The 22625-nt window shown below is 66.0% G+C and carries 14 protein-coding genes; 7 read left to right on the plus strand and 7 right to left on the minus strand.

Annotated features, from left to right (window positions below; genetic code table 11):
- Nucleotides 1-109 precede the first annotated feature (109 nt).
- Both ACW9TV_RS09455 and ACW9TV_RS09460 read left to right on the plus strand, forming a co-directional pair.
- A complete protein-coding gene (locus ACW9TV_RS09455; RefSeq protein ID WP_494303231.1) occupies nt 110-1045 on the plus strand; it encodes an efflux RND transporter periplasmic adaptor subunit in 936 nt (311 codons plus the stop codon).
- A gap of 7 nt (nt 1046-1052) precedes the next feature.
- A complete protein-coding gene (locus ACW9TV_RS09460; protein ID WP_494303232.1) occupies nt 1053-4175 on the plus strand; it encodes an efflux RND transporter permease subunit in 3123 nt (1040 codons plus the stop codon).
- A 204-nt stretch (nt 4176-4379) separates the two neighbouring features.
- Here the strand turns inward: ACW9TV_RS09460 and ACW9TV_RS09465 are convergent, their stop codons facing one another.
- The 7 genes from ACW9TV_RS09465 to ACW9TV_RS09495 all read right to left on the minus strand — a co-directional run bounded on the left by ACW9TV_RS09465 (nt 4380) and on the right by ACW9TV_RS09495 (nt 12607).
- Nucleotides 4380-6995: a valine--tRNA ligase gene (locus ACW9TV_RS09465; RefSeq protein ID WP_494303233.1), complete on the minus strand. Its 2616-nt coding sequence runs from the start codon at nt 6993-6995 to the stop codon at nt 4380-4382.
- 33 nt (nt 6996-7028) lie between these two features.
- On the minus strand, nt 7029-7367 hold the full coding sequence (locus ACW9TV_RS09470; RefSeq protein WP_494303234.1) for a DMT family protein: 339 nt from the start codon (nt 7365-7367) through the stop codon (nt 7029-7031).
- Entirely contained in the window at nt 7364-7747 is a 384-nt protein-coding gene (locus ACW9TV_RS09475; RefSeq protein WP_494303235.1) for a DUF2497 domain-containing protein, read from the minus strand. The genes ACW9TV_RS09470 and ACW9TV_RS09475 overlap by 4 nt, the downstream gene beginning before the upstream one ends.
- A 25-nt stretch (nt 7748-7772) precedes the next feature.
- Complete coding sequence (locus ACW9TV_RS09480; protein WP_494303236.1) at nt 7773-9164, minus strand: TolC family outer membrane protein; 1392 nt, start codon at nt 9162-9164, stop codon at nt 7773-7775.
- Between the two features lie 10 nt (nt 9165-9174).
- On the minus strand, nt 9175-9834 hold the full coding sequence (locus tag ACW9TV_RS09485; RefSeq protein ID WP_494303237.1) for a protein-L-isoaspartate O-methyltransferase family protein: 660 nt from the start codon (nt 9832-9834) through the stop codon (nt 9175-9177).
- 110 nt (nt 9835-9944) lie between these two features.
- A complete protein-coding gene (locus tag ACW9TV_RS09490; protein WP_494303238.1) occupies nt 9945-11456 on the minus strand; it encodes an MFS transporter in 1512 nt (503 codons plus the stop codon).
- Between the two features lie 146 nt (nt 11457-11602).
- Complete coding sequence (locus ACW9TV_RS09495) at nt 11603-12607, minus strand: substrate-binding domain-containing protein (protein WP_494305073.1); 1005 nt, start codon at nt 12605-12607, stop codon at nt 11603-11605.
- Between the two features lie 258 nt (nt 12608-12865).
- On the opposite strand from ACW9TV_RS09495, the gene ACW9TV_RS09500 reads away from it, so the two are divergent.
- The 5 genes from ACW9TV_RS09500 to zwf all read left to right on the plus strand — a co-directional run bounded on the left by ACW9TV_RS09500 (nt 12866) and on the right by zwf (nt 22610).
- Nucleotides 12866-15601 (plus strand): TonB-dependent receptor, encoded by a 2736-nt coding sequence (locus ACW9TV_RS09500; RefSeq protein ID WP_494303239.1) that lies wholly within the window; start codon nt 12866-12868, stop codon nt 15599-15601.
- A 65-nt stretch (nt 15602-15666) separates the two neighbouring features.
- The gene (locus ACW9TV_RS09505; protein WP_494303240.1) at nt 15667-17487 is read left to right on the plus strand and encodes an alpha-amylase family glycosyl hydrolase; all 1821 of its coding nucleotides are present in this window, start codon (nt 15667-15669) and stop codon (nt 17485-17487) included.
- On the plus strand, nt 17484-19058 hold the full coding sequence (locus ACW9TV_RS09510; RefSeq protein WP_494303241.1) for an alpha-amylase family glycosyl hydrolase: 1575 nt from the start codon (nt 17484-17486) through the stop codon (nt 19056-19058). Before ACW9TV_RS09505 ends, ACW9TV_RS09510 begins: the two co-directional genes overlap by 4 nt.
- 14 nt (nt 19059-19072) lie before the next feature.
- Nucleotides 19073-21082: a glycoside hydrolase family 97 protein gene (locus ACW9TV_RS09515; protein ID WP_494303242.1), complete on the plus strand. Its 2010-nt coding sequence runs from the start codon at nt 19073-19075 to the stop codon at nt 21080-21082.
- A gap of 61 nt (nt 21083-21143) precedes the next feature.
- Nucleotides 21144-22610, plus strand: a complete 1467-nt coding sequence (zwf, locus tag ACW9TV_RS09520; RefSeq protein ID WP_494303243.1) for a glucose-6-phosphate dehydrogenase — start codon at nt 21144-21146, stop codon at nt 22608-22610.
- The last annotated feature ends 15 nt before the right edge of the window (nt 22611-22625 follow it).

Raw genomic sequence — 22625 nt, forward strand, 5'->3', positions numbered from 1 at the left:
GCGGAAAGCCCTGCTGCTGGCTTGTCTGCTTGGAATGGCGCCTTCGGCTTGTGGCAGTTCCGATCAGGCGCCATCGCCCCCGCCCGCCCAGCCTGTTTCGCTGCACCAGGTGGGACGTACGGAGCTGTCGCTGGCGACACAGGCCACGGGCACGGTGCGCCTGCGGCGAGAAACCCCATTGGCGTTCGTGAACGACGGACGGGTTCGCAGCGTGCAGGTGCGCGAGGGTGACAGGGTTCGGGCCGGGCAGGTCCTGGCCTCTCTGGATCGGATTGCGATCGATGCGCAGGCACAGGCGGCCGCCGTGCGAAGCCGTCAGGCCGATGCCGAACTGCGCCGCCAGCGCGATCTGGCTGCGAAGGGCTGGGTTTCGAAGGCGCGGGTGGAGGCTGCCGAAGCGACGGCGGAGGCCGCCAGGGCCGAATTGAGCGGCGCGCGCTTCAGCCAGCGGTTTTCCACCATCACGGCACCGGCCGCAGGGGTGATCCTGGCGCGTCTGGCCGAACCGGGGCAGACGGTCGCGGCCGGATCGCCGGTGCTGACGCTGGGTGAATTTTCGAGCGGCTTCGTGGTGCGCGTGCCCTTTCCCGCGGGGCGGGCAGCAGCCCTGTCGGCCGGCGATGTGGCTGACGTGACCTTCCGCGACGGCGCGGCCCCACCGATGAAGGCACGTATCATCGAGATAGCGGGCCGGGCCGATCCGGCCACGGGCACCTTCCAGGTGGAGTTCGCGCTGCCTGCCGATCCCGCTCTGAGATCCGGACTGATCGCCGACGTGGCCCTGAGCGGGGCCGGGGCGCCGGCCGCCGCCCTTGCGATTCCCGCCAGCGCACTGTTCGCCGCGCGGGCCGATGAAGGCTTTGTGTGGCGCTTTGATCCGGCGACCCGGAAGGTGGGGGCGCGGATGGTGCGCCTGGGCCGGGTTTCCGCCGACGGGGTTGAAATCCTGTCTGGCCTGGCGCGGGGGGACCGGATCGTGGCCACTGGCGTCGACCGGCTGTCCGAGGGGCAGGCGGTGAAAGTGGTTCAGGCAGAGGCGCGTTGACCGCCACATGCTGAACAGCCTGATCGCCTTTGCCGTTCACCGCTGGCAGGTGACACTGGTGTTGTTCAGCCTGATCGCGGCGCTGGGCGCGCAGGCCTTCCTGACCATCCCGCGATCGGTGGATCCCACCTTCAAGGCACCCTTCGTGCTGATCCTGGCGATCCTGCCGGGGGCCGACCCGGCCGATATCGAGCAGACGGTGACGAAGCCGATCGAGGATGCGGTGGCCGGACTGGACGCCATCGACAAGATCGAATCCAGTTCGCTGGACGGGCAGGCGGTGATCACCGCGCAGTTCCTGTGGGGATCGGACCCGGACCGGAACTTCGATGAGGTGGTGCGCGAGGTGAACGCCATCCGCGCAAATCTGCCCTCGGGTCTTCAGCGGCTGGAATTCCGCCGCTTCCGCACGACGGAGGCCGTGGTTGCGCAATATGCCATCGTTTCCGACACCGCTTCGTGGCGACGCATGGAGAAGGTGGGCAAGGATCTGAAGGAAGCATTCCAGCGCCAGCCGGGGGTGCGGGTGGCGGCCGTCTGGGGTGTGCCGAAGCCGGAAATGCGCGTGTCGCTGGATCTGGGACGCCTGGCGGAACTGGGGATTCCGGTGACGCAGGTGACGGATGCGCTGCGGGTAGGCGGAACCGATACACCGCCGGGGCCGATCCGATCCGGCGACCAGCGGCTGAACCTGAAGGCGGGCGGCGCATTCCGAAGCGTGGAGGACGTGAAGGCCGTGCCGCTGCGGGCGGTGAACGGGCGCGTGGTTCGGGTGGGCGATGTCGCCAGCGTGGAATGGGCGACGGCGGAACGCACCCATGCGACCCGCTTCAACGGCAAGCGGGCGATCTGGGTGACGGCGACCCAGAAGGATGGCGTGAACGTGCTGGATGTGGAGCGCGCGCTGACGGCGACGGCGGCTGCCTATGCCCGGACGCTGCCGCCTGACATGAAGCTGGAGCTGGCGTTCGACCAGTCGCTGGACGTGAAGCGCAAGCTGGCGCTGCTGGCGCGCGATTTCGGGCTGGCGCTGGCGCTGGTGCTGCTGACGCTGCTGCCACTGGGGCCGCGCGCGTCGCTGGTGGTGATGGTGTCCGTGCCGCTGAGTCTGGCGATCGGGATGTTCGTGATGCTGGTGTCGGGCTTCACGCTGAACCAGCTGGTGATCACGGGCTTCATCGTGGCGCTGGGCATCCTGGTCGATGATTCGATCGTGGTGGTGGAGAATATCTCCCGCCATCTGCGCATGGGCTATTCGCGGACAGCCGCGGCGCTGGCGGGCACGCAGCAGATCGCGGTGGCGGTGGTGGGCTGCACGGCGGTGATCGTGCTGGCCTTCCTGCCGCTGACGGCGTTGCCGGGTGGGGCGGGGATGTTCATCCGGGGGCTGCCGATCGCGGTGATGTCCACGGTGATTGCGTCGCTTCTGGTTTCGCTGACGATCATTCCCTTCCTGGCATCCCGGATCCTGCCGAAAGACAGCGATCCGCACGGGAACAGGGTGCTGCAGGCCGTGGATGGCGGAATCCAGCGGATCTATGCCCCGATCCTGCATCGCGCGCTGGAGAATCCGCGCACCACCTTCCTGGCGGCGACAGCCCTGTGCGTGGCGGCGCTGGGGTTGATCCCGGTGCTGGGGACCAGCCTGTTCCCGCCGGCCGATGCCTCTTATTTCCAGGTGGAGATCGAGGCTTCGAAGGGCACGGACACGGCCGCGACCGAGCGGGCGGTCGCCTTCGTGGAGCAGACCCTGGCCGCGGAGCCGCTGGTGCAGAACCGGATGGCGAATGTGGGGCGGGGCAATCCGCAGATCTTCTACAACAAGGCCGAGATCAGCCAGCAATCCAACATCGGCATGGTCGCCGGAACGCTGGCCGAATGGGATCCGGTGGAAACGCCGGCGCTTTACAGCCGCCTGCGGGCGAAGTTCGAAACCTGGCCGGGCGCCCGTATCCAGTTGAACCCCTATCAGAATGGTGCGCCGATCGACGCCCCCATCCAGTGGTTCCTGACCGGGCCCGATCTTGACCTGCTGCGGCGGTATTCGCTGGAAGCCGAGGCGATCATGCGCGCGGTGCCGGGGACGCGCGACGTCCGCAACCCGCTGGCTTTCGATCGGCTGGATCTAGACCTGGGGCTGGATGCCGACAAGGCCGCCCTGCTGGGCGTGGCGCCGGCAAACGCCCGGCGGGTGACCCGGCTGGCGCTGGCAGGGGAGACGGCGGGCCGATACCGCGACGCGGAGGGCGACAGCTATGATGTGGTGGTGCGCCTGCCGCAGCCCGGCTTCACTGGCGTGGCGCCCGGTGAACGGCTGGGGGCACTGCAGGATGTGTCAGCGCTGGAACGGGTGTTTGTGCCGACGGCGGCCGGTGATGCGGTGCCCTTGCCGGCGATCGCCACGCCGCGGCTGACGGGTGGACCGGCCGCCATCGACCGATATGGCCAGCAGCGCAGCGTGGGCCTGACCGCCCATGTTTCGGACGGCTATCTCACTTCGAAGGTGAACGAGGAGGTTGGGGCCAGGCTGAAGGCGATGAAGCTGCCGCCGGGCTATGGCTTCGTGCAGGGCGGCGAGGCGGCGGAAGAGGAAGAGAGCTTCGGCGGGCTGGGCGGCGTGATCCTGTTCGTGGCCTTTTCGATCTTTGGTGTGCTGGTGCTGGAATTCGGCCGTTTCCGCGAGACGATCGTTGTGGCGGGCGTGGTGCCGCTGGGCATGTTCGGCGGGCTTATCGCCCTTTGGCTGACGGGCAATTCGATCAGCTTCAACGCGATCATCGGTTTCGTCGCGCTGATCGGGATCGAGATCAAGAACTCCATCCTGCTGGTGGATTTCACCACCCAGCTGCGCCAGCAGGGCGTTGAGCTGCGCGAGGCGATCGAGCGGGCCGGCGAGGTGCGTTTTCTGCCGGTGCTGCTGACGAGCGTGACCGCCGTGCTGGCGCTGCTGCCGCTCGCGCTGTCGGGCTCAGGGCTTTATGCGCCGCTGGCCTGGGTGATTATCGGCGGCCTGATTTCATCAACCCTGCTGAGCCGGATCGTGACGCCGGTGATGTATCTGCTGCTGGTGCGCCATGCGCCGCCGTCGCCGCGGCTGGAGCATGCGCCGAAGCCGCTGCCGGAAGCGTAGGGGGCCGCGATCAGCGCGAAAGCGCTGACTCGCAGACTCACAGACGCGATCGGCCGGCGGAATCGGCGATCACTATCGCCGATCCGTCCGACGGCGCAGGCTTTGCCTGCGCGCTCTTCTGTTTCTGTTCACTGGGGCAAGATGCCGGCGCAGCTTTGGCGGATGGCCCCCACCCCAACCCCTCCCCTGACAGGGGAGGGGCTTTCAGCCCAGCCGGGCCAGCGCTGCGCGGAGGCGTTCGGCCTCGGCTGTCCGGGCGGCATGGTCTTCGCGGGCCTTTTCCACGGCTTCCGGCTTGGCGCGCTCGACAAAGCCGGGATTGGAGAGGCGGCCGTTGAGCGCGGCGGCTTCCTTTTCGGCTTGTTCGGCGGCCTTTGACAGCCGGGCCTTTTCGGCGGCGAGATCGATTACGCCTTCGAGAGGCAGGGCATAGGTGCGGCCTTCGACCACAATCTGTGCCGAGCCGCCTGCGGGCGGCGGTGCGAAGGACAGGGCTTCGATGCGGGCGAGGCGTTCGAGCGCGGGAAGCTGGCCTTGCAGCCGAGCGATCAGCGCTTCGTCCGCCTCTGTCGCGTGAAGAACGAGCTTTGCGACCGGCGGCACGTTGAGTTCGGTGCGGGCGGAGCGGATCGCCGAGACGAGATCGATCAGCCAGGCGATTTCTCTGCTGGCGGGATCTTCGGCAGGCTGGAGAGCGGGCCATTCGGCCAGGATCAGGTCTGTGCGGCGTTCGCCCTGCGCGTGCCAAAGCTCTTCGGTGATGAAGGGCATGACAGGGTGGAGGAGAATGAGGATCTGATCGATCACCCAGCCTGCCACGGCTTTTGTCTCGTCCGCGGCCTCTCCACCTTCGGCAAGGAGCGGCTTGATGAGTTCCAGATACCAGTCGCAGAAGCGGCTCCAGACGAACTGGTAGAGGCCCAGCGCATATTGATCGTAGCGGAAGGCCGACAGCGCGGCTTCGGCATCGGCGGCGGCCTGTGCGGTTTCCGCGAGGATCCAGCGGTTGACGGGGAGGGTGGCCGTTGGGGTTCCTGCGGCGGCGGAAATGCCCTGCGCCTGCGCGAAGCGGACGGCGTTCCACAGCTTGGTGGCGAAGTTGCGATAGCCTTCCACCCGCTTTTCATCGAACTTCACGTCACGGCCCTGGGTTTCGCTGGCGGCCATTGTGAAGCGCAGCGCATCGGCGCCGTAACGGTCGATCAGTTCCAGCGGATCGACGGTGTTGCCCTTGGACTTTGACATCTTCTGGCCCTTCGCGTCGCGCACGAGACCATGGATGTAGACGGTTTCGAAGGGGACCTTTTCCATGATCTTCAGGCCGAACATCATCATCCGGGCGACCCAGAAGAAGATGATGTCGAAGCCGGTGACGAGCACGCTGCCGGGGTAGCCGCGCGCCAGATCGGCGGACTGTTCGGGCCAGCCCAGCGTGACGAACGGCCAGAGGCCGGAGGAGAACCAGGTATCGAGGACGTCTTCATCCTGCCGCAGCGGCACACCGGCACCGGCCTTCGCCTGTGCTTCGGCTTCGGAGCGGGCGACGATGACAGCGCCATCCGGCGTGAACCAGGCCGGGATGCGATGCCCCCACCAGAGCTGGCGGGAGATGCACCAGGGCTGGATATTGTCCATCCAGTTGAAATAGGTCTTTTCCCAGGCCTTCGGCACGAAGCTGGTGCGGCCATCGGTGACGGCTTCGCGGGCCTCGACCGCGAGCTTGCTGGTGTCGATATACCATTGGTCCGTCAGCCAGGGTTCGATCACCACGCCCGAACGGTCGCCGTAAGGGGTCTGGATGACCTTGTCCTCAACCCGTTCCAGCAGGCCCAGCGCATCCAGATCGGCGACAATGGCCTTGCGGGCTTCGAAGCGGTCCAGCCCGCGATAGGCCTGGGGGATGCTTTCATCCGCCAGGATATTCGCCTGTGAATCGAGGATGTTGATCCAGCCGATTTCCTTGTGGCGTTCATAGACCTGCCAATCGTTGAAATCGTGCGCAGGCGTGATCTTCACGCAGCCGGAGCCCAGTTCGGGATCGGCCCACTCGTCCCCCACGATGGGGATCAGCCGACCGGTCAGCGGGTGCGCGATCTTCTGCCCGATCAGATGGGCATGGCGGCCATCCGAAGGGTTCACGGCGACGGCGGTGTCGCCCAGCATGGTTTCGGGCCGCGTGGTCGCCACCACGAGATGGCCGGACCCGTCTGCCAGCGGATAGCGCAGGTGCCAGAAATGCCCCTGCGTCTCGCGCGTTTCGACTTCGAGGTCTGAAATGGCGGTCTGGAACTTCGGATCCCAGTTCACGAGGCGCTTGTCGCGGTAGATGAGGCCCGCTTCGTGGAGCCGCACGAACACCTCGATCACGGCCTTGTTGAAGCCTTCATCCATGGTGAAGCGTTCGTTGGACCAGTCCGCGCTGGCGCCCAGCCGGCGCATCTGGCGGGTTATGGCGCCGCCCGACTGTTCCTTCCATTCCCACACATGGTTCAGGAAGGCCTGCCGGCCGAGGCCCTGACGGGTGAGGCCCTGCGAAGCGATGGTGCGTTCCACCACCATCTGCGTGGCGATACCGGCGTGATCGGTGCCGACCACCCAGCGCGCGTCCTTGCCCTTCAGCCGCTGCCATCGGATCAGAATGTCTTGCAGTGTCTGATCCAACGCGTGGCCGATGTGCAGCGTGCCCGTGACATTGGGCGGGGGCAGCACGATGGTGAAGGGGTCGGCATCGGGGCGGGAAGGGCGGAACAGGTCCTTCTGTTCCCAATGAGCATACCATTTGGCTTCGATGGCCGCGGGCGTGAACGTCTTTTCCAGCATGGTTGCGGGATTAGCGGCTGCGCGGGCCCGGCGCTAGTCGCCCACGATCAGCACGGCCGCCACGATCATCAGGCCGAAGCCCGCGAACTGCTTCAGGCTGACGCCTTCGCCCAGCCACAGGGTGGAAACCACGAAGAAGGTGAGGATCGACAGCGTTTCCTGAATCCCCTTCAGCTGCGGGGCGGTGAACACCTGATGACCGATGCGGTTGGCGGGCACCTGAAGCGCATATTCGAACAATGCGATCCCCCAGGCCACGAAGATGACGAGTGCGAGCGGCGCTGCCTTGAACTTCAGATGGCCATACCAGGCCAGGTTCATGATCAGGTTCGATCCCGCCAGCAGCAGGATCGTTGTCGCCTGCGGGCTCACCTGCGGCCGGTGAGCCGGGCGATTTCCTCGGCCGCCATCTTCTGGATCAGTTCCGGCAGGTTGGCCTTCAGCCAGGCATCGAGCTGCGGGCGGATCAGTTCGGCCAGGAACTCCTCGATCGAACGGCCGCCGCCGACGGATGGAAGGGCGGAAGCCGGAACAGGCGCGGACGGTTGCGCAACGGGGGCTGCTGCCTTTTTCGCGGCGCGCACCCTTGGGGCGGACGCCTTCGGTTCCGGATCGGAATCGGCTTCCGGTTCGACCGGATCCTGCGCCTCTTCCCGTTCAGGCGCCGAGCGGGGGGGCTGTTCCCCGCCGACGGTCGCCCGGATCGAATCCAGGATGGAGGCGAGATTCGGGTCGAGCGTCTTGCGGGTCATCGGCCCCGTGATCCTGTTCCGGCGGTCATTGCTGCGGCCCCATCAGCGGCGCGGTGTTGCGGGCGCGATCCGTGGCGGGATCGGGATCATGGCCGAATTCCTGCCAACCCTTGCCCCGCACCCGCTTCGCGTTCGCAGTTGCATCATATTTCTGCACGCCGGTCCCTTCCAGCGCGATGTCGGCCGCACCGATGGATTCCAGCAACTGATAGGCGGCCACATAGCGGTCGCGTTCCGCCTGCACGAGCTGGACGCGGCTGTTCAGCAGTTCCTGCTCGGCGTTCAGCACGTCAAGGATGTCGCGGCTGCCTACCATGTTTTCCTGCCGGACGCCTTCGGCGGCCAGCGTGTTTGCGCTGGTCTGCGACTTGGCGGCGGTGATGGTGGCCTCTGCCGTCTGCAGCAGGGCCCAGCTGTTGGAGACGCCTTCCGTCACCTGCCGTTCCGCAAGGCTGATGTTTTCCAGCGCCTCGCTCTGCCGGGCCTGGGCCTGGCGGACCTGCGCTGCGATCAGGCCGCCTGAAAACAGCGGCATCCCGGCCGTGACGCCGACGCGCGGATCGAAGCCCGACGCGCCGAAGGCGGAGTTGGAATATTCGGTGTAGTTGGCGGACGCCTGAACGCCGATGGAGGGCATGCGGCCGGCCTTTGCGGCGCGGACATCATCCGCGGCCGCCTTTTCGCTGGCCCTGGCGGCGCCGAGCGCCGGGTTCAGATCCGCCGCGCGGTCCAGCGCCTGGCCCTCGCTGCCGGGCAGGGGGGGCAGGGGTGGCAGCGGTTCCAGCTGACCGGGCGCGCGGCCGACAAGGCGCTGATAGGCCTGTCGTGCGAAGATGGCGTTGCCGCGTGCCGCGATCAGGTTCGCCTGGGCCGCGGCCAGTCGCGCTTCGGACTGGGCGACATCGGTGCGGGTCACGTCGCCCACGTCGAACCTGTCTTTCGAGGCGCGCAGTTCCTGTTCCAGAACGCGAACCTGGTTTTCGTTCAGCTTCACGATTTCCTGGGTGCGCAGCACATCGGCATAGGCCGTCACCGTGTCGGTGATGAGGGCCTGTTCCTGTGCGGCGAGGTTCAGGCGGCTGGCTTCGATCCGGGCTTCTGCGGCGGAAATGCCGGCGCGGATGCGGCCGCCTTCCCAGATGGACTGGCGCAGGGTGAGGCCGCCCGTCCAGATCTGGCCGAGATCGGCGAAGCTGTCGCTGAGGCTTTGCGTGAAACTGCCGCCGAGATCGAGGCCGGGGCGGGTGCCGGAGGCAACGAGGGGCACGCCTTCATCCGCCTGCCGCACACGGGCGCGGGCCGCCGCGATCGAGGGGTTGTTCGAATAGGCCTGCGCGATCGCATCCTTCAGCGATTCAGCCGAAGACGGCGCAGCCGTGGAGAGCAGGAGAAGCGAAACCAGGATGTGACGGCGCATGAGGGGGCTTTCAGAACTGGAAGGCCGGAGCCTTCCGGAAGGGGGGCAGGATTGCGGCCACCGCTTCGGCGAAGGGCTCGAGACGGACGGCGCCCGCCCGTTTCACCCCCTTCGACGCACGGCCGACGCCATCGCTGCCATGGACGATCACGACCATCCGGCCCCCCTCGGCCAGTTGAGTGATCAATGTATCGGGCACGATTTCCACGCCCCCGTCAATCAGGATCAAGTCATAGGGTGCGCCATCCGCAACCCCGGCCTCCAGCGGGCCTTCCTGCACCCGGACCGTATCGCCCAGTGCCACGCGGGCCCGCGCGGCAAGGACGGGGTCACTTTCCAGCGCCGTGACGCGGGCGCCCAGATGGGCGAGGATGGCGGCGGAGTAGCCGGTGGCGGCGCCGACGACGAGCGCCGTTTCGCCGGGCTTCACATGGGCTTCTTCCACCAGCAGGCCCAGGCTGAGCGGGGAGAGAAGTTCCCGCCCGTTGCCCAGCGGCTGCGCCGCATCGACATAAGCGAGGCCGCGACGGCCTTCGGCCACATAATCTTCCCGCGGGATGGCGAAGAAGGCGGCCGAGGTGCGCGGATTCACCACGCCGCACGGCTTCAGCTGGCTGTCGATCATCGCTTCGCGGGCGGCGAGCGGGGAATGGGAGGGGGCGGAAGCCACGGGTGGGAAGCCTTTAGGTTGAGAGACGCGCCAAACGGTTGGGCCCTGTTACCCAAGGGTGACGCAGGCCGCAACACTTCGCCTTCGGTACGGGTGGGCGCCCTTTTCGCTTAGGGCCGGTCTTCCACGCTGCGCATCGCCCAGGCGGCCAACAGCAGCACACCGCTGGCGATGCCCATCAGCCAGATCGGCTCGCCGGGGAAGGCGATCTGCATGATGCTGCCCATCACGGCTGAAACCAGTAACTGAGGAAGAACGATGAAAATATTGAAAAGGCCCATGAACACGCCGAGTTTTGCTTGTGGGAGTGCGGACGAAAGGATCGCGTAGGGCATGGTGAGGATGGAGGCCCAGGCGATGCCGACGAGGATCATGGAGAGGATGAGCCAATCCGGATCGCGCACCACCAGGAACAGGCCGAAGCCGATGGCGCCTGCCACCAGGCCCAGCATGTGCGTGTTCACGCGCCCCAGCCGGGCGGCGATCGCGGGCAGGGCGAAGGCGTAGATCGCAGCGACGCCGTTGTAGATTCCGAACAGCACGCCCACCCAGTCCGCGCCGTCGTTGTAGGCGCGGCTGGCGGTGTCGGTGGCGCCGAACATGTAACGGGTGACGATCGGGGTGGTGTAGATCCACATGATGAACAGCGCGATCCAGGTGAAGAACTGGACCAGCGCCAGCCGCTTCATCGCGGGCGGCATCAGCTTCAGATCGGAGATGATCCGCGTGACGGGGCCGGCGGGCTTGCCCGCGAGCGCGCGGCGGCGGGTGAATTCCTGCAGGCCGCCGAACGCAAGCAGCGCCGCGCCGAGGATGTAGACGGGTTTGTCCAGCTGGAACTGGGCGACGCAGATGATGACGATTGCGCCAAGTGTTGCCCACCAGAAGCCGTTGATCGGCACGGCCAGCGGCTCGTCTTCGGTCAGGGCGGCGGCATGGCCTTCGAAGGCGTGCATCTCCTCGGGTGAATATTCGCGGGTGGTGAATACCGTCCATAGAACGGCCAGAAGCAGCGCGCCCGCGCCGATATAGAAGGCAAGCCGGACCGACGGCGGGATTTCGCCGGGAGGGGCGACGTTCGAGACGCCGAAGACATGGGTGAGGATGGCGGGGGCGAGACTGGCGGCGACGGCGCCGGCGCCGATGAACACGGTCTGGAAGGCGTAGCCGGCTGTCCGCTGCCTTTCGCTCACCATATCGCCCACGAAGGCACGGAAGGGCTCCATCGCGATGTTGAGCGAGGCGTCGAGGATCCAGAGCATGCCGGCGGCGAACCAGAGCGCGTGGGAATTGGGCATACCGAGCAGGGCGAGCGTGGCGAGGATTGCGCCCGCCAGGAAATAGGGGCGGCGGCGGCCCAGCGGGGTCCATGTCCGGTCGGAGAAATAGCCGATCACGGGCTGTACCAGCAGGCCCGTCACGGGGCCGGCCACCCACAGGAAGGCGAGGTCGTCGATGGAGGTGCCAAGGGACTGGAAGATCCGGCTGACATTGGCGTTCTGCAGGGCGAAGCCGACCTGGATTCCGAAGAATCCGAAGCTGAGATTCCAGAGGCCCCAGAAACCAAGGCGCGGACGTTCCGCCCGCCTGGCTGTTTCCGTTCCCGCCGTTCCCGCCTGCATGAACCTGTTCCCTCCCCAGGGGTGTTGCAACGCCCGGACGATGTACGCCGCAGATGCGCGGTTACCTCCCGCGCGTTGCGCACGACATGTGCCTGTGCGCGAGGCTGGCGCGATTCGCGGCGGCTGACAACCGCCTGCCTGCGCCTTCAGCCGGCCCCGCAGGAGCGTCGGACGACCAGCCGTGTGGGCAGCATTGCGCCGGGCGCCGGCAGCCCTTCCAGCTGGGCGCGGACGGCATCGACCAGCATCTGCCCGGCCGTCTGTGTATCCTGCACCACCGTCGTCAGCGGCGGACGCGTGCTGGCGGCGGCGGGTATGTCGTCGAAGCCGGTGACCGCGACGTCGGCTGGAACCGACAAGCCGGCTTCTTCCAGCGCGCGCATACCGCCGATAGCGATGAGATCGGAGGCAGCGACGATGGAATCGAACGGTTGTCCGTTCGCCAGAAGGGCCTGGATGGCGGCGAAGCCCGCCTCTTCCGTCGTGATCGCGTCGGCCTGAAGGGGCGGGGGAAGCCCGGCTTCCGCAAGTGCTGCGGCGACGCCTTCGAAGCGGGCGAGGAATTCGGGATAGTGGCTGGAGGCGTGACCGAGGAAGGCGATGCGCCTGCGGCCGAGGCCGATCAGATGTGCGGCGGCCATCTTGCCGCCCGAGTGGTTGTCGGACCCGATCGTGGTGCCAAGCCGCTGGAGGGCGGGCGCAGCCTCAACCGAGCCCCAGCGTGCGAAACGGGTTCCCTGCGCCGACAGCTGGGTGACACGTTCGCGGTAGGTTTCCCAATCCCCGTAGCCCAGCAGGATCAGGCCGTCGGCCTTGTGGCTGTCTTCGAAATCCTTGTGCCAGTCGTCCGACAGTTGCTGGAAGCTGACAAGGAGATCATAGCCCGCGCGCTTCGCGGCCCGGGTGATGGAGCCGAGCATGGCGACGAAGAAGGGGTTGATGAGCGATTCATCCGCCGTCGGATCCTCGAAGAAGAGCAGGGCGATGGTGTCCGACCGGCGTTTCCTGAGGGAGGATGCCGCCTTGTCCACCTTGTAGTTGAGCTGGTGGGCGATTGCCTCGATCCGCTTGCGCGTCGCTTCGGAGACCATCGGCGAGCCGGACAAGGCCCGGCTGACCGTGGGCTGCGAGACGCCGGCGAGATGGGCGATATCGAAGGACGTTGGCGCGCGTTCGGAACGGAGGGCGGGGGTTCCGCCCCGATCCGTCTTCGGTTCCTCCCCGGACTGCTGTGCCTTTGCGGACACGGCCTCTCCTGATGCATTGCGCATACGTATGTGCATTTCTTGAACCAGAACCTGCCCGAACGGAAGATGCGGCGGCAATCGAAATATCGATGCGCGGACCGGCGACAGCCCCGATTCCGGGGTGAGGCGAAGCCTGGCCGCACGGGATTTGGGGAGTTGATCATGCAAGGGTTTTCCGAAAGGCCGCGCGCGGCTTTCGTTTCCGGCCATCTGCTGCTGAAGGCTTCCGCCAGCGCCGTCGCGCTGACGGTGGCGTCCGCCGCGTTCGCGCAGGCGGCGCCGGGCGTCGCCGGCGAGGACATCGTGGTCACGGGTTTCCGGGCCAGCATCGCCAATGCAATTGCGGAAAAGAAGAGCTCCGACATGATTGTCGAGAGCATTTCCGCCGAGGATATCGGCAAGCTGCCCGACACGTCCATCGCGGAATCCATTTCCCGCCTGCCGGGCCTGACGTCGCAGCGGTTCGACGGCCGGGCGCAGAATGTGAGCATCCGGGGCCTGGCGCCGGACTTTTCCACCACGCTGCTGAACGGCCGCGAGCAGGTGACCACCAGCGACAACCGGGGCGTGGAGTTCGATCAGTTCCCGTCCGAGATCATGGCCCAGGTGAATGTCTTCAAGACGCCCTCCGCCAGCCTGATCGGAGCCGGCCTGTCTGGCACGGTCGACCTGCGCACCATCCGCCCGCTGGCGCATGGCAAGACGACAGTTGCGCTGAGCGCCCGCGCCGAGGTTCTGGACGCGAAGAAGCTGAACCCGGATTCCGATACCTGGGGCTATCGCTTTTCGGGCACCTACATCGACCAGTTCGCCAACGACACGATGGGTATCGCCCTGTCCGTCACACACCTGAACCAGCCGTCGCAGATCGAGCGGTTCGAGGCCTGGGGCTATCCCAACGCCACGGCCGATGCGCTGGTGATCGGTGGGGTGAAGCCTTATGCGCGCTCCACCACGCTGGAGCGGACGGCGCTGTCGGGTGCGTTCGAATGGCAGCCGAGCGAGCATTTCCACACGACGCTCGATGTCTTCTACTCGAAGTTCAAGGACGACGAGGTGAAGCGCGGGGTCGAGCTGCCGCTGTTCTGGTCCGGCGCGCAGCTGCAGCCGGGGTTCGCCGTGGATAGCGGGCTTGTCACATCCGGCCAGTTCAACGGCGTGAAGGGCGTTGTCCGCAACGACATCAAGCAGACCGACGCCGACCTGTTCGCCATCGGCTGGAATGTCGAAGCCGGGAACGACATCCTGAAGGCGAAGATCGACGTCAGCTATTCAGGCGTGGACCGCAAGACGCTGGACGTGGAAACCTATGCCGGCACCGGCCGGGGCCCGCTGGGCGCGACCGACAACATGAGCTTCGACATGGTCGGCCGTGGCGTGGTGTTCGGCAGCCAGCTGGACTATGCCGATCCGGCGTTGATCCTGCTGACCAGCCCGCAAGGCTGGGGCGGCAACATCATCAACGGTGGGCAGGACGGCTATTACAACAACCGCCGCATCAAGGACGAACTGCTGGCCCTGCGTTTCGGCGCGGAGCGGGAGCTGGGGGGGGCCTTCCGGTCCGTCGAGGTCGGTTTCAACTACACAGGCCGGGTGAAGCGGCTGACGCCCGACGAGTATTTCCTGGGCCTGGCCGCCAACACGGATGGTCTCACCTCTGTTCCGGTGCCCGGCGAGTTCCTGTACGGCAGCGGCGCCAACATGGGCTTCCTGGGGATCGGGCAGACCATCGCCTATGATGTGAACGGCTTGCTGGACAGCGGCATCTACACCCGCTTGCGCAACCCCAACGCGGACGTGTCCACCAAGGGCTGGCGGGTGCGCGAGGATGTGCTGACGGGCTATCTGCAGCTGAACATCGACGCGCCGCTGGGCACCAGCCGCCTGACCGGCAATGTCGGGGTGCAGCTGGTGAACACCGACCAGGTCTCGAACGGGCTTGCCTCTTCGGGCACCGGTTCGGGCGTGACGAACACGCCGATCACCGACGGGGCGAGCTACCTCTATGCGTTGCCGACGCTGAACCTGGCACTGCGGACGGAGACGGACTTCGTGGCGCGGCTGGGGCTTGGCCGGCAGATGGCGCGGGCGCGGATGGACGACATGCGCGCGTCCATCAACTATAACTACACGCCGGGTCTTGCGGGTTCGCCCGATGTCAACAATTCGCCCTGGTCGGGGAATGGCGGAAACCCGAAGCTTCGGCCATGGATCGCAGATTCCATCGACCTGAGCTTTGAGAAGTATTTCAGCCGCGAAGCTTATGTTTCGCTGGCCGGCTACTACAAAAAGCTGAAGACCTATATCTATGAGCAGAATGTGCTGTTCGATTTCACCGGCTTCCCGGTGACGGCGGGGCCGGAGCCGGTGCTGCGCGAAGGCTTCGTGCGGATCTGGTCGAACGGGGACGGCGGCGAGCTTTACGGGCTTGAAGCTACGGGCTCGCTTCCGTTCAACGTGTTTTCGGACTCGCTCGACGGCTTTGGCGTGCAGGGCAGCTATTCCTACACCGAAAGCAACATCGAGCCGAACGGCCCGGGTTCGACCCAGCCGCTGCCGGGCCTTTCGAAGCATGTGTGGAACGCGACCGGCTATTTCGAACGCTCTGGCTTCTCCGTCCGTGGCTCGGTTCGGCATCGCTCGAGCTTCCTGGCCGAAGTGCGCGGCTTCGGCGGCGGCAACCAGCGGCGCTATGCCAAGGGCGAGACGATCGTGGACGCGCAGATCGGCTACGAGTTCCCGGACGGCAGCGCGCTGGAGGGTCTTTCGCTTCTGGCGCAGGCCTACAATCTGACGAACGAGCCGTTCCGCACCTATGACATTCCGGATACCCGCCTGATCCGGGACTATGAATCCTATGGACGCCGCTTCCTGTTCGGCGCGAGCTATCGCTTCTGAACCGGTATCGGGAGGCCCTGCCAAGGCGGCAGGGCGTCCACCCACAGGCTCGAGGGATCAGGCGGATGAAGGCGCTGCTGGCTGCAACCATGCTGATGGCGGGGCTTTGTCCGCCGGCCCTGGCGCAGGATGTGCGCGAACGGGCGCCGACGGAGGAAGTGATCTATTTCCTGCTTCCGGACCGGTTCGAGAATGGCGACCGCGGCAATGACAGGGGCGGCATCCGGGGTGGGCGGCTGGATCATGGCCATGACCCGGCGCACAAGGGATTCTATCTGGGTGGCGACCTGAAGGGGCTGACGGCGCGGCTGGATTATATTCAGGGGATGGGCGCGACGGCGATCTGGCTGGGGCCGATTTACCGGAACAAGCCCGTGCAGGGACAACCGGGGCGGGAATCCGCCGGCTATCATGGCTACTGGATCACCGATTTCACCACCGTTGATCCGCATTTCGGCACCGAGGCGGACCTGAAGGCCTTCATCGATGCGGCGCACGGGCGCGGGATGAAGGTGTATCTGGACATCATCACCAACCACACCGCCGACGTGATCCGCTATCGCGAATGCCCGGCGAACGACTGCGCCTATCGCAGCAGGGGCGATTATCCCTGGACGCGCATCGGCGGGCCCGAGGGGCAGCCGATCAACGAACGCTTCCTGGGGGACGCGGCCGAGCATCAGACGGCAGAGAATTTCGCCCGGCTGACCGACCCGCGCTTTGCCTATACCCCCTTCGTGCCGAAGGGCGAGGAGCGGGCGAAGACGCCAGCCTGGCTGAACGACCCCATCTTCTACAGCAACCGGGGCGACAGCTTCTGGAAGGGCGAAAGCGCCGTCTGGGGCGATTTTTCCGGCCTGGACGACCTGATGACATCCAACCCCCGCGTGGTGGAGGGGATGATCGACATCTATGGCGGCTGGATCGACCGCTTCGGGGTGGATGGATTCCGCATCGACACCGCGCGCCATGTGAACCCGGAATTCTGGCAGGCCTTCGTGCCCGCGATGCTGGCACGGGCGAAGGCGAAGGGCATTCCGAACTTCCATATCTTCGGCGAGGTGTTCGACCCGGATGCGGGGAACCTGGCGCGCTTCACCCATGTCGATCGCTTTCCGGCGGTGCTGGATTTCGCCTTCCAGTCCGCCGTGCAGCGGGTGGTGGCGGAAAACGAGCCGCCGCTGGTGCTGGCGCAGACCTTCTTCAAGGACCCGCTCTACGCCGGGGGGGAGGGCGCGGTGTTGCAGCTGCCGACCTTCCTTGGCAACCACGACATGGGTCGCTTTTCCACCTTCGTGCGCAAGGCGAACCCCGCGGCCGATGATGCGGAGCAACTGGCGCGGGTGAAGCTGGCGCATTCGATGCTGATGTTGCTGCGCGGCGTGCCTACCATCTATTCCGGTGACGAGCAGGGGTTCGTGGGCGACGGCGGGGACCAGGATGCCCGCGAGCCGCTGTTCCCTTCGAAAGTGGCGGTCTACAACGACAACCGGCTGCTGGGCACAACTGCGACTGCGGCCGACGCCAATTTCGATGCCGCGCACCCGCTCTATCGGCATGTCGCGGCGCTGGCGAAGCTCAGGCAATCGGAGCCGTCGCTGAGGCGCGGGGCGCAGCGCGTGCTGGCGGCCGAGACGGAAGGACCGGGCCTGTTCGCTGTGGCGCGGCGGCTGCCGGAGGGCAATCGCGCGCCGTTCATCGACACGATCATTGCCTTCAACACGTCATCGAAACCGATCAGGGCGAATGTGATGATCGACCCGCGCATCGAGGTGACGAAATCCCTGGCAGGCGATTGCCCGATGCCGTCTGCGCCGGGCACGCTGACGGTGGAGATCGAGCCGTTCGGCACGCTGGTGTGCGCGGGCGCGGTGGCGGTGCGATGAGCGGGACGACGCCCTGGTGGAAAGGCGCGGTGATCTACCAGATCTATCCGCGCAGCTTCCAGGATTCGAACGGAGACGGCGTGGGCGACCTGCCGGGCATCACCCGGCGGCTGGCGCATGTGGCGAGCCTGGGGGTAGATGCCATCTGGCTGTCCCCGTTCTTCACTTCACCAATGAAGGATTTCGGATATGACATTGCAGAATATTGCAATGTTGATCCGATATTCGGCACGTTGGCGGATTTCGACGCGCTGGTGGCACGGGCCCATTCGCTGGGCCTGAAGGTGATCATCGATCAGGTCTATGCCCATACGTCTGACCAGCACGCCTGGTTCCGGGCCAGCCGGGAAGGGCGCGGCGGTGCATTTGCCGACTGGTATGTGTGGGCGGATGCCAAGGCCGACGGCAGCCCGCCCAGCAACTGGCAATCGGTGTTCGGTGGCCCGGCCTGGACCTGGGATGCTAGGCGCCGGCAATATTATCTGCACAATTTCCTGCGCGAGCAGCCGCAGCTGAACGTGCACAACCCGGCGGTGCAGGATGCCCTGCTTGAATCAGCGAAATTCTGGTTGGATCGCGGGGTGGATGGCTTTCGGGTCGATGCGATCAATTTCGCCATGCATGACCCTTTACTGCGCGACAATCCGCCCGCCCCGCCGGGGCCGCGCACGCGGCCGTTCGATTACCAGCTGAAGCTCTACAACCAGTCTCATCCGGACATTCCGAAATTTCTGGAGCGGCTGCGCGCGCTGCTGGACTGCTATGGCGCGACCTATACGGTGGCCGAGGTTGGCGGTGCCGATCCCATCCCGGAAATGCGGGCGTTCACGGCCGGCGAGACCCATCTGAATTCCGCCTACAGCTTCGCCTTCCTCTATGCGGAAAAGCTGACGCCGCAACTGGTGGCGCGCGCGCTGGCGGATTGGCCGGATGAGCCGGGGCTGGGCTGGCCGGGCTGGGCGCTGACCAACCATGACAGCCCGCGCGGGCTTTCGCGCTGGGCCGCGCCCGCAGACCGGCCGGCCTTTGCGCGCATGGCGATGCTGTTGCTGATGAGCCTGCGCGGCAACCCCTTCCTCTATTATGGCGAGGAACTTGGGCTGACGCAGGTGCAGATCCCGTTCGAGGAGCTTCAGGACCCCGAAGCGATCGCCAACTGGCCGCTGACCCTGTCCCGCGATGGGGCACGGACGCCGATGGCGTGGGAGGCGGATGCCCCGAACCTGGGCTTTTCGACCGCGCGCCCCTGGCTTCGCACGGGCGCCGACCATGCCGCGCTGGCAGTGGACCGGCAGGAGGCGGATCCGCATTCGCTGCTGCACCTGACGCGCAGGCTGGTGGCGCTTCGCCGGGCGGAACCGGCGCTGCGCCTGGGCCGGATGGAACGGATTGAAGCAGCCGGCGACCTGCTGACCTTTGAGCGCTGGCATGACAATCGGTGCATCCGCCTGGCCTTCAACTTCGGCAGCAAGCCCCTGCGCATCGCGCTGGACGGGCAGGTGATCGCCGCGGTGAATGGCGCAACCGAAACCGATCTGCCCGCGTTCGGGGCGGTTGCCGTGGAAGGCTGAGGATGCGGAACCTGATGTGGCTCTTCGCTGGCGCGTTATTGCTGGCGGCTGTTCGGGCCGTGGCCGCCCCCGAAACGGTTGCGTCGCCTTCAGGCCTGTTGCGGTTCAGTGTGGAGACCGACCCCGATGGCCGCCCTGTCTGGCGGCTGGATCGGGCGGAAGCGCCGGTTGTGACCCCTTCGCGGCTGGGGTTCATCCTGGGCGACGCGCCGAAGCTGGAACGGAACTTCGCGATCGTGGAGGTGGCGCGGCAGAGCGTCGATACGCGCTGGGAACAGCCCTGGGGCGAACGGCGTTTCGTGACGGACCGGCACAACGAGCTGGTGGTGACCCTGCGCGAAAAGACCCCGCTAAAGCGGCTGCTGCGCCTGCGCGTACGGCTGTTCAATGACGGGCTGGGCTTTCGCATCGAATTTCCCGAGCAGCCGAACCTTAAGACGGCGCGGATCGTGGAGGAGTTGACCGAGTTCGATCTGGCGCAGCCCGGCACCGCCTGGTGGATTCCGGGCGGGGAATGGAACCGCTACGAATATCTGTACAACCGCACGCCGATCGAGGGGGTGGGGCAGGCGCATACGCCGATCACCTTCCGCACGGTTTCGGGCCTGCATCTTTCCATCCATGAAGCGGCGCTGGTGGATTATGCCGGCATGTGGCTGCGCCGGGTGGAGGGGCAGCGCTTCAAGGCGCGGCTTTCGCCTTCGGGAACGGGGCCGAGCGTGGTGCGCGACCTGCCGTTTGCGACGCCCTGGCGGGTGATTCTGGTGGCGCCGGATGCGCCAAAGCTGTACGCCGCATCCGACATCATCCTGAACCTGAACGAGCCATCGAAGCTGCCGGACATCGGCCAATGGTTCACGCCGCACAAATATGTGGGCGTGTGGTGGGAAATGCATCTGGACACGGCCACCTGGGCGACCGGGCCGAAGCTGGGCGCAACCACGGCGAACACGCAGCGATACATCGATTTCGCGGCCCAAAACGGCTTTCGCAGCGTGCTGGTGGAGGGCTGGAACCCTGGCTGGGACGGGGACTGGTTCGCGACCGGCCATGATTTCGATTTCACCCGGCCGACGCCCTATTTCGACCTTGAGGGCCTGAGCGCCTATGCGCAGGGCAGGGGTGTCAGGCTCATGGGGCATCATGAGACAGCCGGAAACATCCGCCTCTATGAAGCGCAACTGGGCGCGGCGCTGGACCTTTACCAGCGACTGGGCGTGGATAGCGTGAAGACCGGCTATGTGGCGGATGCGGGCGGTGTGCTGGCACCCGACGGCAGCTATCAATGGCATGACGGGCAGGTGATGAGCCGCCATCATCTGAAGGTGGTGGAGGAAGCGGCGAAGCGGCGGATCGCGGTGAACCCGCACGAGCCGATCAAGGACACCGGCCTGCGCCGCACCTGGCCCAACTGGGTGGCGCGCGAAGGGGCGCGTGGCATGGAATATAATGCTTGGGGCGATCCGAAGAACCCGCCCGGGCATGAAATCAACCTGATCTTCACCCGGATGCTTTCTGGCCCGATGGATTACACGCCGGGTATCCTGAGCCTGAAGGGGAAGGGCGGCACGCCCATTCCCAGCACCATGGCGCGGCAGCTGGCGCTGTATGTGCTGCTCTATTCCCCGATCCAGATGGCGGCGGACGTGCCGGAAACCTATGCCCGGCATCCGGGGCCTTTCCGGTTCATCAGGGATGTGCCCACCGACTGGGAGCGGACGGAGATGCTGGCCGGCGAGGTTGGCGCTTATGCCCTGATCGCCCGCAAGGATCGGAACAGCCGCGACTGGTATGTGGGCGGCGGCACCGATGAAACCCCGCGTGAACTGGCGTTGCCGCTGGGGTTCCTGGATCCGGGCCGGCGTTACGAAGCGCAGATCTATGCCGATGGCCCGGCGGCGGATTATCGCACTGAAGGCCGGGCCGACATTTCAATCACGAAGCGGGTGGTGACATCGGCTGATCGCATTCCGGTTCGCATGGGCGCGGGCGGAGGGGTTGCCATCCGATTCAGGGCGCTGTGAGATCGGTGGCCGGCGGGATCATGAATTCATCCCTGTTCACCGAAGCAGGTCTTGCTAGGACATGCCCATGACTGCGGTTCTTCTGTTCGGCGCAACCGGCGATCTTTCACGGCGTATGCTGCTGCCATCATTATATGGCCTTTCCGTTGACGGGCTTTTGCCCGCGGATGTGCGGATCGTGGGAACCGCGCGATCCCGGCTGGACGACGAAGGCTTCCGCGCCATGGCGGCAGATGCGCTGGCCGGCCATGTAGCGAACGGGCTGGGGAACCGGGCGAAGGCCGACGCCTTTCTGAAGCAGCTGACCTATGTGCCGCTGGATGCCACCGACCTTGGCGGATACCGGCGGCTGGCGGATGCGACCTGCGCCGATGCGGGGCGGTGTGCGGACCAGTCCATCTCCATCTTCCTGTCAACCGCGCCCTCCCTGTTCAAGCCGACGATCGAGGGGCTGGCGGGTGCCGGGCTGACGGGCCCCGATGTGCGGATCGGGCTGGAAAAGCCACTGGGCTCCGATCTCGCCAGTTCGGCCGAAATCAACGATGCCGTCGCATCCGCGTTCAGCGAGCGGCAGATTTTCCGGATCGATCATTACCTGGGCAAGGAAACGGTGCAGAACCTGCTGGCGCTGCGCTTTGCCAACCTGCTGTTCGAGCCGCTGTGGAACGCCCGCTGGATCAGCCATGTGCAGATCACGGTTGCGGAAACCGTTGGCCTGGAAGGCCGGGTGGATTTCTACGACGGCGCCGGCGCGCTGCGCGACATGGTTCAGAACCACATGCTCCAGCTGCTGGCGCTGGTGGCGATGGAGCCGCCGGGGAATTTCACCGCTTCGGCCGTGCGCGACGAGAAGGTGAAGGTGCTGCACGCCCTGCGCCCGATCGACGGCCGCACGGCCCTTACCAGCAGCGTGACCGGGCAATATGTCGCCGGTGCGGTGGAGGGGCAGCCGGTGAAGAGCTATGCCGAGGAACTTGGCCGGGCCAGTTCGACCGAAACCTTCGTGGCGCTGAAGGCCCATGTGGACAACTGGCGCTGGAAGGGCGTGCCCTTTTACCTGCGCACCGGCAAGCGACTGGGGGCGCGCAAATCCGAGATCCTGATCAGTTTCCGGGATGTGCCGCACAACATTTTCGGCGACGCAATCAAGGGAATGCAGCCCAACCGGCTGCTGATCAGCCTGCAGCCCCAGGAGAATATCCAGCTGCAGCTGATGGCCAAGGTGCCGGGGCTTTCGCGCGGCGGGATTTCGCTTCGCCCTGTCGCGCTGGACATCGGGCGAAAGGATGCGTTCGCGGATACGCGGCGCCGCATCGCCTATGAACAGCTGCTGCTGGATCTGATCGAGGGGCGGCAGACGCTGTTCGTTCGCCGCGACGAGGTGGAGGCGCAATGGGCCTTCATCGATGGAATCCGCAAGGGCTGGGCCGAAAACGGCATCGAGCCCAGGCCCTATACCGCCGGAAGCTGGGGACCATCCGCCGCAATCGCGCTGATCGAGCGCGACAATGCCAGCTGGAACGACTAGCGCCACCCGCGAAGG

The sequence above is a fragment of the Sandaracinobacter sp. T42 genome, from assembly GCF_059115405.1.